The following is a 12545-nucleotide window of genomic DNA, read 5'->3' as shown; positions in this document are numbered from 1 at the left end:
CTGCCCACCGGCTGCAATGGCACGGCCACCTGCCGGCACGCGGGACCCTGTCGCCGGCCTGCGGATTTGTGTAGACTCATCACAGCCGCAACGACATGTTTCGGGAGAGCCGCCGCCGGCGGCGCCGTAGGTGCAATTCCCTCCCCGGGAAACTCTCAGGCCCAGTACCGGAGCATGCAGGCACCTCTGGAGGTACCAGCTGGCGGGCAACCGCCGCCTCGGCGCAGGGACACACCCCGCGCTGGTCTGACAGAGCGGGGAGGAACACCCGGCACTCGTGTGTTCGTCACCGCGACGGACCAAGCAGCGTGAGGATAAGCATGACGACTGGTTCCCTTGCCCATACGACTCCCGCCGCCGGAGACGCGCCCCGGCCGTTCTCCGACCGGCACATCGGCCCGCGCGCCGCACAGGTCGAGCAGATGCTCGCGGCCCTCGGCTACGACTCCCTCGATGCACTCGCCGCAGCCGCGCTGCCGAAGAACATCGCCCAGGAGCGCGCCCTCGGCCTCGATGCCGCGCTGACCGAAACCCAGGTCCTCGCCCGACTCAAGGAGCTCGCCGGCAAGAACGTCATGCGCACCCAGATGATCGGGCAGGGTTACTACGACACGATCATGCCCGCGGTGATCCGCCGCAACGTCGTCGAGAACCCCGCCTGGTACACCGCCTACACCCCGTACCAGCCCGAGATCTCCCAGGGCCGGCTCGAAGCGCTGCTGAACTTCCAGAACGTCGTCCAGGATCTCACCGGCCTCGATATCGCCAACGCCTCCCTGCTCGATGAGGCCACCGCCGTCGCCGAGGCGGTGCTGCTCATGCGCCGGGCCAACAAGAAGGGCTCGGTCGTCGTCCTCGACTCCGAGACCCACCCGCAGACCATCGCCGTCGTCCGCGCCCGTGCCCGGGCAATGGACTTCGAAGTCCAGGTCTCCGACCTCTCCGAAGGCCTCGTCGGCGAAGATGTTTTCGGCATCGTGTGCTCCCAGCCGGGCACCTCCGGAGCGATCCGCAGCTTCGACTCCGCTGTCGCCACCGCCAAGGAGCGCAGCGCCCTCGTCACCTTCGTCTCCGACCTGCTGGCGCTGACCATGCTCAAGGAGCCGGCCGCCCAGGGTGCCGACATCGCCGTCGGCTCCGCCCAGCGCTTCGGCGTGCCGCTGTTCTTCGGCGGCCCGCACGCCGGCTTCATGGCCGTGACCGAGAAGCTCAAGCGCATGCTGCCCGGTCGCCTGGTCGGCGTGTCCGTCGACGCCGACGGCAAGCCCGCCTATCGCCTGGCCCTGCAGACTCGCGAACAGCACATCCGCCGCCAGAAGGCCACCTCCAACATCTGCACCGCCCAGGCGCTGCTGGCCGTGTGCGCCGGCATGTACGCCGTCTACCACGGCCCGGTCGGACTTGCGAAGATCGCCTCGCGCATCCACCGCCTCGCCACCGCCTTCGCCGAGGCGGTCGGCACCTCGGGAGGCTCCGCCGCCTCGGGTGCGGTGAGAGTGGCCACCGCCGACTTCTTCGACACGCTCACCCTGCGCGTGCCCGACGCCGGTGCCGCCATCGCCGCCGCCGATAAGGAAGGTGTCAACCTCGGCCGCTACGATGACGAGCACGTCACCGTCTCCTTCGGCGAACCCCACACGCCTGCCGACGCCAACGCCGTGCTTTCTGCCCTCGGCATCGAGGCGCGGCTCGATGACGACGTGCTCGGCACCTCGGGCGCGGGAACCACCGGGGCAGGCGGCGCCGGCCAGGGCGGCTTCGGGCCCGCCCAGGTGCCGGCCCCGAAGTGGGCTGAGTCGCTGCACCGCGAGACCGATTTCCTGACGCACCCGGTGTTCAACACCTACGGCTCCGAGACGCTCATGATGCGCTACCTGCGCACGCTCGCCGACCGCGACCTCGCCCTCGACCGGACGATGATCCCGCTGGGCTCGTGCACGATGAAGCTCAACGCCGCTGTCGAGATGGAGGCCATCACCTGGCCGGAGTTCGCGACCATCCACCCGTTCGCGCCTGAATCGCAGACGGCCGGCTGGCGGGAGCTCATCGGCGAACTCAACGACATGCTCGTCGAGATCACCGGCTACGACCAGGTCTCCATCCAGCCCAACGCCGGCTCCCAGGGCGAGCTCGCAGGCCTGCTCGCGATCCGCGGCTACCACCTGTCCAACGGCCAGCCCGAGCGTCGCGTGTGCATCATTCCGCAGTCGGCCCACGGCACCAACGCCGCCTCCGCCGTGCTGGCAGGACTCTCGGTTGTCGTCGTCGGCACGGCTGCCGACGGCTCGATCGACCTCGATGACCTCGATGCGAAGATCGACAAGCACCGCGATACGCTCGCCGGCATCATGATCACCTACCCGTCGACTCACGGCGTGTACGAATCCGATGTGCGCCTGGTCTGCCAGAAGGTCCACGACGCCGGCGGCCAGGTCTACGTCGACGGCGCGAACCTCAACGCGCTGTGCGGCCTCGCCCAGCCCGGCGAGTTCGGCGGCGACGTCTCGCACCTCAACCTGCACAAGACCTTCTGCATCCCGCACGGCGGCGGCGGACCCGGCGTCGGCCCGGTCGCCGTGCGCGAGCACCTCGCCCCGTTCCTGCCCGGCGACCCGCGCTCGGCTGAGCTCGTCGCCGGTGAGCGCGACAGCCTCGACCTGCCGGTCAGCGCCTCGCTGTACGGTTCGGCCGGCGTGCTGCCGATCTCCTGGGCCTACCTCAAGCTGATGGGACCCGACGGACTCGTCGAGGCGACGAAGACCGCGCTGCTGAGCGCCAACTACGTCTCCCACGCCCTGGCCGAGGAGTTCCCGACCCTGTACACCGGTGAGAGCGGACTGGTGGCGCACGAGTGCATCCTCGACCTGCGCGAGATCACCGCTAAGACTGGTGTCACCGCCGAGGACGTCGCCAAGCGGCTCATCGACTACGGCTTCCACGCCCCGACCCTGGCCTTCCCGGTCGCCGGCACGCTGATGGTCGAACCGACCGAGAGCGAGGACCTCGGCGAACTCGAGCGCTTCATCACTGCGATGAAGTCGATTCGCGGTGAGATCGACGCGATCGGCGACGAGTACTCCTACGAGGCCTCGCCGCTGGCCGCCGCCCCGCACACCGCCACTTGCGTGATGGATGACTGGGACGCCGCCTACAGCCGCGAGACCGCCGTGTTCCCGGTACCGGGTCTGAAGCTGACGAAGTACTTCCCCCCGGTGCGCCGCATCGACGGCGCCTACGGCGACCGCAACCTCGTGTGCTCCTGCCCGCCGCCGGAGGCATTCGAAACCGATTCCGACACCGAGGCGGAGCTTGCCGATGCCGCCGATGCGAAAGGTGACAACGCATGACCAAGCACACCCCACTCCATGACGTCCACGCCCGCCTCGGCGCCTCGTTCACGGACTTCGGCGGCTGGGACATGCCGCTGAAGTACGGCTCCGAACTCGCCGAGCACCGTGCGGTGCGCGAGGCCGCCGGCATCTTCGATCTCTCCCATATGGGCGAAGTGCGGGTGACCGGTGCCGATGCCGGCGCGCTGCTCGACTACGCGCTCGTGGCGAAGTACTCCTCGATGCCCGTCGGCAAGGCGAAGTACGGTGTCCTCGTCGACGCCGCCGGCGGGCTCGTCGACGACCTCGTCACCTACCGGATCGCCGACGACGAGTTCCTCGTCGTGCCCAACGCCTCGAACACCCCCGCGGTCGTCGAAGCGCTGCAGGCTAGGGCCGAGGAGTTCCGCACCGAGATCGTCCCCGATGCCGCCGCCGAGGTGGCAGACGAGTCAGCAGACACCGCCCTCATCGCCGTGCAGGGGCCTGAGTCCCAGGCGATTCTCGAAGCCGCCGGCGGGGGCGGCGGGTCGCTCGATGAGCTCGGCTACTACGCCTGGCAGCCGCTGACCCTGAACGGGGTCGAGATCATGCTCGCCCGCACCGGCTACACCGGTGAGGACGGCTTCGAGCTCTACCTGCCCAACGCCTCGGCCGAGGCGATCTGGGAGCTGCTCTTCTCCGCGGCCGAGAAGGTCGACGGCGAGGTGCTGCCGTGCGGTCTGGCCGCCCGCGACTCGCTGCGCCTGGAAGCCGGCATGCCGCTGTACGGCAACGAGCTCAGCCTCGAGCACAGCCCGCTCGATGCCGGACTGTCGCGGATGGTCGAACTCAACGTCAAGAACAAAGAGCACCTCTTCGCCCGCGAAGCACTCGAAGGACTGCTGACCCAGCAGCCGGCCCGCGTGCTCGCAGGCCTGACCTCACAGGGCCGGCGCGCCGCCCGCCAGGGCGCGACCGTGCTGCTGGACGGCGAGCAGATCGGCGAGATCACCTCCGGTCAGCCGTCCCCAACGCTCGGCCACCCGATCGCGCTGGCCTACCTCGACCGGGAGCACACCGAACCCGGAACCGCGGTCAGCGTCGACATCCGCGGAAAGTCCTATGACTTCACCGTGACCGAACTGCCGTTCTACCGCCGGAAGAAGTGACCGGCGCACCTGCACCGGCCACCGCTGCACGGCTGACACCACCTGACTGCCGCCACAACCTCATCCACCTGAAAGGAACTCATCATGGCTGAACTGCCTCCGCTGCCACAGGACTTCACCTATTCGAAGGAACACGAATGGGTCAACGCCACGGCTGACGCGATCGTCGGCAACACCGTGCGCATCGGCATCACCGCTGTCGCCGCCGACGCCCTCGGCGAGGTCGTCTTCGTCGACCTGCCCGCCGTCGGTGACACCGTCACCGCCGGTGAGACCTGCGGTGAGGTCGAGTCGACCAAGTCGGTCTCCGACCTGTACTGCCCGGTCACCGGTACCGTCACCGCCGTCAACGACAACGTCGACGACAACCCCGGACTGCTGAATTCCGACCCGTACGGTGAGGGCTGGCTGTTCGAAGTCGACGCCACCGAGCTCGGCGAGGTCATGGACGCCGCCGGATACGCCGAGGCCAACCACATCTGACCGGCCACGTCTGATCGGCCACGTCTGATCGGCTGGGTGCCGCCGCTACACCTCGGCGGCGGCACCCATCCCGGCCCAGCGCGCACTCTGCGTCCGGCCGGCCCGGCGACCTGCCGGGAACCCATTCCTGGGCAGCGCTGCCCCCCTGAGCGAAAGTTGGTGTCACCATGGCGATCAGCGTATTCGACCTGTTCACCGTCGGAATCGGCCCCTCCAGCTCCCACACCGTCGGGCCGATGCGAGCCGCGGCGACCTTCGTCGAGCTCATCGGTGAGCGCATCGACGACGTCGCCTCCCTCGATGTCGACGTCTACGGCTCCCTGGCCGCCACCGGCGCCGGCCACGGAACCTTCGATGCGATCCTGCTCGGCCTGGAGGGCTGCCAGCCCGAAGCCGTCGAACCCAATGAGGTCGACGAACGCACCGCCCGGATGCACGAGACCGGCAGACTGCTGCTCGGCGACCGCAAGGAGATCGCCTTCGGCGTCGACGATATGCGCCAGCGCCCGCTGACCGTGCTCGAACGCCACACCAACGGCCTCACACTCGCTGCCCGTGACGCCGCCGGCGAGGTCATCGCCGAGGAGACGTACTTCTCGATCGGCGGCGGCTTCGTCGTCAGCCAGTCCGAGGAGGAAGCGCTCATCGCCGAGGCGCGCAAGGAGCATCCCGAGGACGCAGACGTCTCCGCCGATGAGCTCGCCGCCGTTGCGGCCGCCCACGACGAGGGCCCGCAGATCCCCTACCCGTTCAGCACCGGTGCTGACCTGCTGCGCATCAGCAAGGAGACCGGGCTGGCGATCTGGGAGATCATGCTGGAGAACGAGAAGGTCCACCGCTCGGTGCCCGATATCCGCCGCGGGCTGCTGCACATCTACGGCGTCATGGACCAGTGCGTCATGAACTCCCTCGACCGCTCCGGCAACCTGCCCGGCGGTCTCAAAGTCCGCCGCCGCGCCCACGACTGGTACCTCAAGCTCAAGGAGCAGGACCCCAGCGGCGACCCGCACTTCTACCAGGAGTGGGTCAACCTCATCGCCCTGGCCGTCAACGAGGAGAACGCCTCCGGCGGACGGATCGTCACCGCCCCCACCAACGGGGCCGCCGGGATCGTCCCGGCCGTGCTATACTATGCGCTCAACTACGTTCCCGAGGTGGCCGACGCCCCGGCCTCGTCGAACGCCCGGGAGAACGCGATCGTGAAGTTCCTGCTCACCGCCGGTGCGATCGGCGTGCTGTACAAGGAGAACGCCTCGATCTCCGGTGCTGAGGTCGGCTGCCAGGGTGAGGTCGGATCAGCGTCTTCGATGGCTGCCGGGGCGCTCGCCCAGATTATGGGCGGGACCACCGAACAGGTCGAGAACGCCGCTGAGATCGCCATGGAGCACAACCTCGGCCTCACCTGCGACCCGATCGCCGGGCTCGTCCAGGTGCCGTGCATCGAACGCAACGCGATCGCAGCCGGCAAGGCGATCAATGCGGCGAAGATGGCGATGTTCGGCGATGGTGAGCACCGGGTGAGCCTCGACGAGGTCATCGCGACGATGAAGGCCACCGGTGAGGACATGAGCCACAAGTACAAGGAGACGGCACTCGGCGGACTGGCCGTCAACGTCGTCGAGTGCTGACCGGGCGGCAGCTCACCTCACGGGTTTGCTGCCGCTGTGCAGACAGGCCGCGAGCGGATGGTCAACCTCATAGGTTTCGAAACCCTCTCGTGTCCAGTCCACAAAATGGTCTGCGGAGTCGAGAATCACCTGCTCTGCTTCAGCCACAAGCGGATTCTGGTCGCTGCTCCGGGAGATGAGGTGGATCCGTCTGCGAGGAGACACATCAACGAGGCGGTGCATCGTGATGTTGCGGTCGACGCCGAGAGCGAGAGCAGGAATCGCGCCGAGTGCGAGATGGGACTCCAGACCTCAGGTACATCACACTGCCATGGAACAAGCTAAGACCGGCAGCAACTGGATGCTCAAGGGCATGAGCTCAACAGTATGTTGGGCTCCGCCAACTTTTGCTGAATCTCGGACGCCCGTTGCTGCTGTCGCGCCTCAGCACGCCGGAAGCAGGCGACCACCGCCACGGCAACGGCAGCCACCGCCTCGGCAACGGCCGTTGACCGGCGAAGGCTGAGGGCAGGCGGTTATGCGATCTCGGCCAGTGGGCGGGCGTCCTTGAGCACCGTGGCCAGGCGGCGCACACCTTCGCGGGTCGTCTCGACGTCATTGGACACGAACGAGAACCGCAGGGTGCGCGGATCCGGGTCGGCGACGTAGAACGGCGGACCGGGCACGTAGAGGACGCCGGCCTGCGCGGCTGCGAAGACGAGCTCCTGCGTGTCGTAGCCCTCCGGCAGACGGGCCCACACGAACATCCCGCCGGCCGGCTGGTTCATCAGCGAACCTTCCGGCAGCACAGCTGAGAGCTCCTCGACGAGCGTGAGCATCCGCGCCTTGTACTCCGCGCGCACCGGGGTGAGGACCTCCTCCATATCGTGCGTGCTGAGGTAGTGGGCGGCCGCCAGCTGGTCGATCGTCGAGGTCTGCAGGGCGGTGGCCTGCTTCGTCACGCCGATGCGTTCGCGCAGCTCAGCGTCCGGGCAGCGGATCCAGCCGATCCGAACGCCGGGGGAGAGGACCTTCGAGAGGCTGCCGAGCAGCAGCGAACGGTCGTCCAAGCGCGGATCGGCGCTGATCGGGGTCTGGATGTCGTCGGTGAAGCGCAACTCGGAGTACGGGTCGTCTTCGATGAGCCACACATCGGAACCGGCGAGCACATCAGCGATCTGCTGGCGGCGCGAAGCCGGCATCGAGATGCCGGTGGGGTTTTGGAAGGTCGGGATGAGATAGACGGCCTTGGGGTTCCACATCTGGATCGCCGCCGCCAGTGCCTCGGGCACGATGCCGGCCTCATCGCGGTCGAGGGCCTTGAACTCCACGCCCTGCACGGCGAAGGCCTGGAGTGCGGACATGTAGGTGGGGCTTTCGACGAGCACGACATCACCGGGGTTGAAGACGGCCTGGGCGATGAGGCCCAGCCCCTGCTGCGAACCGGAGGTGATCATCATGTCGTGGGCTGCGGTCGGCGCATTGGCCTCGTGGAGGCGGGCGGCAGCCGCCTCGCGCATCTCCGGTTCGCCGTCGGTCGAACCGTACTGCATGGCCCGCGGGCCAGCGGTGGCGAAGACATGGGCGTATGCGGCCGAGAGCCCTGCGACGTCGAAGAGCTCTTGGGCCGGATGACCACCGGCGAAGCTGATGATGGAGGGGTCGGCGGCGATCTCGAACAGCCGCCGGATGGGGGACTCACCCACCGCCATGACGTGGTGGTTGAGGGTGTGGCGCAGTGGTGTCATGGGGACATCGTAGAACCGGAAACGGGCTTCCGACGACCCCGCCCTGCCGGATTTTCTGCGGCTGTCGCCCGGTGCCAAAAAGGAGACGGCGAAACTGTGTCCTGCTGTCTGGATTCCCTCTGGACACGGTGTTTGTCTCTCAGAGTGATACGCGGCCGGTGTGTGCGGAGCGGGCAGGCGGGTGCGGGCAGGACTCCGATTCGGATGCTGGCATGTTGTCGGGCCGGGTTGTCTGCGGTGTGTGGCACGATAGGCGGCAGGCATCCCCCGACAGCGGCGGACGCGGACCAGAACGGACAGCGATGAGGACGCGATGGCAGAGCTGAAGAAATCCCTCGGCATGCTGCAGCTGCTCGCATTCGGCGTAGCAGGTGTGGTCGGCACAAGCTGGATCTACACGAACTCGACGCTGTTCGGCGAATACGGCGCCGGCGGAGTCGTCTTCGGCCTGGCGGCCGGCGTGCTGCTCGCCGCATGCGTGGCGCTGGCGTACTCGGAGCTGACGACGACGTTCCCGCGCGCCGGCGGCGAGGTGGTCTACTCCTACACCTCGATGGGCCGCGGGGCGGCGTTCTTCACCGGCTGGATGCTGCTGGGCGCCTACGTCTCCTCGCTCGCCTTCTACGTCACCGCCTTCGGGTTCCTGCTCGGCAACTTCTTCCCTGTCTTCAACACCATCCCGCTCTACACCATCAACGACGAGACCGTGTACCTGCCGGTGCTGCTCGTCGGCATCGCGCTCACTGCGCTGTTCTTCGCACTCAACTGGTTCGGCATCGAGATCGGCGCCCAGGTGCAGCTGGCGATGTTCGCCGCCATCGTCATCATCGGCGCAGCGCTCGTCGTCGTCGGATTCTCCACCGGCTCACCGCAGAACTTCTTCCCCGCCTACTATCCCGACTCAACCCCGGTCTCCGACACGCTGCGCTTCATCATCCCCGGCATGACCTTCCTCGCCGGGTTCGGACTCGTCGCCGTGCTCGCCGAGGACGCCAAGATCTCCGCCCGCAAGGTCGGCCGCACCGTCGTGCTCACCGTGCTGGCCGCCGGCACCTTCTACTGCCTCGTGCTCGCCGCCACCGCCTGGGTGCTGCCATGGGAGGATGTCGCCCAGATGGACCTCGGCACCGTCGCGGCGTTCCGCGAAGCCGGGTTCCCGCTGCTCGGCGCCGGCGCCTACCTCATCGCCTTCCTCGGACTCCTCACCAGCTTCCTCGGCCTCTTCGTCGCCAGCTCCCGCATCATGGTCGCGATGGGTCGCGCCCACCTGCTGCCCCCGCAGCTGGCCGACATCCACGATCGCCGCGGCACCCCGCACAAGGCCCTCATCGCTACCGCCGCCATCACGCTCGGCCTCGGGTGGCTCGGACCCGGCGCGGTCGTGTGGTTCCTCGACACCGGCGGCGTCTACCTCGGCATCGTGTGGTTCATGGTCGTCCTCGCCAAGTACCTCACCCCGCGCCGCTACCCCGAACTCGAACGCCCCTACCGCACCCGGCTCGGCTTCCTGCCCGCCATCGGCGGCATCGGCGCACTCCTCGTCATCATCTGGGCGATCGTACCCGGCACCAGCTCGTCTCTCGTGTGGCCGGCCGAGTACATCATCCTCGGCGTCTGGTTCGCCATCGGCACCGTGCTGTACGCCGTCGCCCGAGCCAAGCAGATCGACCGCACCGAGGGCTTGCACGCCATCCTCGGCGACTCCTACGACCACCTGCACCGCCACGAGATCGCCGCCCAGCAATGCCGCGGAGAGAACACATGAGACTGACCGACAACGCACTCACCGCCGCCCGCGAGGTGGTGGTGGACGAGGCCGCCGCCGCATCCGTTCCCGAGGTGTCTTACGGCATCGTCTCTGACGGCCAGCTGGCAGCCGGACAGGGCACCGATCGGATCTACCGGATCGCGTCGATGACGAAGTCCTTCACCGCCGCGGCGGTGCTGGGCATCTGCCGCGGGCTCATCCCGGTCATCGGCCGCAGACCCAGTCTCGATGACCTGCTTGCCGACTGGCTGCCGGCTCTGAGCGCCGGTGAGTGGGCTGCGGAGATGACGATCCGAGATGCGCTGACGATGTCGACCGGTCTGCCCACAGACGACCCCTGGGCCGACCGGCTCGAATCGATGCCGATCTCCCAGATGCAGCGGCTCATGCAGGGGGAGGCACTGGCGAACTTCCCGGCCGGGGCCGGGTACGAGTACGCCAACTACGGCTACGCGATGCTCGGCGCCTTCGTCGAAGCCGCCACCGGGCATGCCTTCACCGAGGTCGTCCACCTCCACCTGCTCGCGCCTCTCGGATTGACCTCGACCGGGTTCGACGTCCGCCAGCTCGATGTCGACCGGCTCGTCACCGGCTACCGGCGCACCAGCGACGGGGAGCTCGAAGCGCAGCCGATCAGCCTGCCCGGAGCGTTTTCGGCCATCGGCGGGCTCGCCTCGACCGTCGACGACGTCGCCGTCTGGGTGGCAGCGCTCATCGACGCGGTGACCTCGACCGAGCCTGGCGATGCCTGCCGCGCCCTCGGGCGCACCGAGGCGGAAGCCCGTGCCTGGCGGCGGGTGCTGGCCGATCTCCAGCAGACCCAGCGGCCCATCAGCATCCAGCACGGTGACGAGCACGCCGTCTCGATCGGCTACGGCTACGGGCTGCGCTGCTCCTTCGATACCCGCTACGGGCACATGGCCGGGCACTCGGGTGGTTACCCCGGCTTCGGGCTGCACATGCGCTGGCACGCCGCCACTGGTGCCGGCGTCATCGTGCTGGCCAACCTCACCTACTTCCCCGCCGAAGCCGTCGCCACCCGCGCACTCAACACCGCGCTCGCCATCCAGCGCGACCACGACCCAGACTCACACCTGTGGCCGGCCGCCCAGCCGGTGCCGCTGACCCCAGCACAGAAGGCCAGCGGCTCAGCTGCACCAGACACCCAGCCGGTCAGCATCCCGGTCACACCGATCACCAGCTTCACCGCCTCGGAACTGGCCCGCACCCGCCAGCTGCAGGCCGAGACGATGATCGCCACCGGCGACGATGCTGAGGCCGAGCGCATCTTCTCCTCCAACATGGACCTCGACATGCCGCGTGCCGAACGGCTCACAGCATGGCAGCGCATCCGCGACCACGTCGGCACGCCAGTCGTTGATGGCACCACCGCTGAGGTCGAGTGGCTGACCGCACTGTCAGCCCGCTGGGAAGTCTGGGCAGAAGGCGGACCGGGAACCGCCCATGGCCGGCGTGTGGAGATGATGCTCAACCCTGCCGGTGAGATCCAGAAGCTCACCGTCACCGCCCTGCCGCAACCACAGAAGCTGACCCGCGCGGGCGGGAACTGACGCCGATGATCGAGCAGCTGTGGCCGACTATCACCGCAGTCCTCGTGCTGCTCGCCGTCGCGGTCACGGTGCTGACGCTTGCCGGTGTCCGCCACCGCTGGGCCGCCGGTGTCGCAGTGTTCCGCGGCGCACTGCAGCTGGCAGCGATCAGCTTTATCCTCGCCGGCGTCATCACCGATCCTCGCTGGGTCGCCGTGGCCCTTGCCGTCATGTTCAGCGTCGCCGCCGTCACCGCCACCCGGCGCATCGGCTGGACGCTCACCCGCTTCGGGATCGTCGCAGGAGCGATGGCCGCAGGCGTGGCCATCACCTTGGCCGTCATCTTCCTCACCGGTGCACTCGAACCATCAGCCCGGTATGCGCTGGCAATCGGCGGCATCGTCATCGGCAACGCGATGACCGCCGTCACCCTCGCCGGCCGCCGAACCGCCCAGAGCACCGCCGGCCGGTTCCCGGAAGTCGAAGGCTGGCTCGCACTGGGTGCCACACCCCGGCAGGCCACTCTTGATATCGCCCGCGAAGCCGTCCGCGAAGCACTCATCCCCTCAACCGACCAGACGAAGACCACCGGCCTCGTCACCCTGCCCGGCGCATTCGTCGGCGCGATCTTCGGCGGCGTCAGCCCCCTGGAGGCCGGCCGCTTCCAGATCGTCGTGCTCGCCGGCATCATGGCCGCCGGTGCCGTCGGGGCCACCATCGTCGCCTTCACCCTGGCCCCGACACTCATGCTGCCGGCCGACACCGTGCGCCAGATGGCCAACCGCAACCAGGCCCACTCAGCAACCCGCAGCTGACCCTCTGACCTGGGGTTTTCAGGTTTCTGTCGGTTTCCATCCGGCGTTCACTCAGAGTTCGTTCGTGCCGAGCAGGCTCGAGACGGTGCTTTTC

General features: G+C 68.1%; 9 protein-coding genes and 1 riboswitch. Of the genes, 7 read left to right on the top strand and 2 right to left on the bottom strand.

Features of this window, described 5'->3' with window-relative positions:
- Positions 1-91 precede the first annotated feature (91 nt).
- Positions 92-180, top strand: a riboswitch (glycine riboswitch).
- Positions 181-320: 140 nt separating this feature from the next.
- From gcvP to B4E96_RS09175, 4 genes are all read left to right on the top strand, one after another.
- Positions 321-3347 (top strand): aminomethyl-transferring glycine dehydrogenase, encoded by a 3027-nt coding sequence (gcvP, locus tag B4E96_RS09190; protein WP_286957298.1) that lies wholly within the window; start codon positions 321-323, stop codon positions 3345-3347.
- Entirely contained in the window at positions 3344-4480 is a 1137-nt protein-coding gene (gene gcvT, locus B4E96_RS09185; protein WP_286957297.1) for a glycine cleavage system aminomethyltransferase GcvT, read from the top strand. Before gcvP ends, gcvT begins: the two co-directional genes overlap by 4 nt.
- An 84-nt stretch (positions 4481-4564) precedes the next feature.
- Positions 4565-4963: a glycine cleavage system protein GcvH gene (gene gcvH, locus B4E96_RS09180; RefSeq protein ID WP_207948747.1), complete on the top strand. Its 399-nt coding sequence runs from the start codon at positions 4565-4567 to the stop codon at positions 4961-4963.
- Positions 4964-5130: 167 nt separating this feature from the next.
- A complete protein-coding gene (locus tag B4E96_RS09175; protein ID WP_286957296.1) occupies positions 5131-6591 on the top strand; it encodes an L-serine ammonia-lyase in 1461 nt (486 codons plus the stop codon).
- Positions 6592-6603: 12 nt separating this feature from the next.
- Here B4E96_RS09175 and B4E96_RS09170 read toward each other — a convergent pair whose 3' ends face one another.
- Both B4E96_RS09170 and B4E96_RS09165 read right to left on the bottom strand, forming a co-directional pair.
- Positions 6604-6738 (bottom strand): hypothetical protein, encoded by a 135-nt coding sequence (locus B4E96_RS09170; protein WP_286957294.1) that lies wholly within the window; start codon positions 6736-6738, stop codon positions 6604-6606.
- 368 nt (positions 6739-7106) lie between these two features.
- Positions 7107-8318: a PLP-dependent aminotransferase family protein gene (locus B4E96_RS09165; RefSeq protein ID WP_286957293.1), complete on the bottom strand. Its 1212-nt coding sequence runs from the start codon at positions 8316-8318 to the stop codon at positions 7107-7109.
- A gap of 313 nt (positions 8319-8631) precedes the next feature.
- On the opposite strand from B4E96_RS09165, the gene B4E96_RS09160 reads away from it, so the two are divergent.
- Genes B4E96_RS09160 through B4E96_RS09150 form a run of 3 tightly spaced genes read left to right on the top strand, consistent with a single transcriptional unit; the run spans position 8632 to position 12451 of the window.
- Positions 8632-10083 (top strand): APC family permease, encoded by a 1452-nt coding sequence (locus B4E96_RS09160; RefSeq protein ID WP_286957292.1) that lies wholly within the window; start codon positions 8632-8634, stop codon positions 10081-10083.
- Entirely contained in the window at positions 10080-11657 is a 1578-nt protein-coding gene (locus B4E96_RS09155) for a serine hydrolase domain-containing protein (RefSeq protein ID WP_286957291.1), read from the top strand. The genes B4E96_RS09160 and B4E96_RS09155 overlap by 4 nt, the downstream gene beginning before the upstream one ends.
- A gap of 5 nt (positions 11658-11662) precedes the next feature.
- The gene (locus B4E96_RS09150) at positions 11663-12451 is read left to right on the top strand and encodes an ABC transporter permease (protein WP_286957290.1); all 789 of its coding nucleotides are present in this window, start codon (positions 11663-11665) and stop codon (positions 12449-12451) included.
- Positions 12452-12545: the final 94 nt, after the last annotated feature.

This window comes from Brevibacterium sp. UBA7493, from assembly GCF_002479565.1.
Taxonomy (GTDB): Bacteria; Actinomycetota; Actinomycetes; order Actinomycetales; family Brevibacteriaceae; genus Brevibacterium; species Brevibacterium luteolum.
The sequence above is the reverse complement of the archived record's forward strand: the minus strand, read 5'-3'. Positions and strand labels throughout refer to the sequence as shown.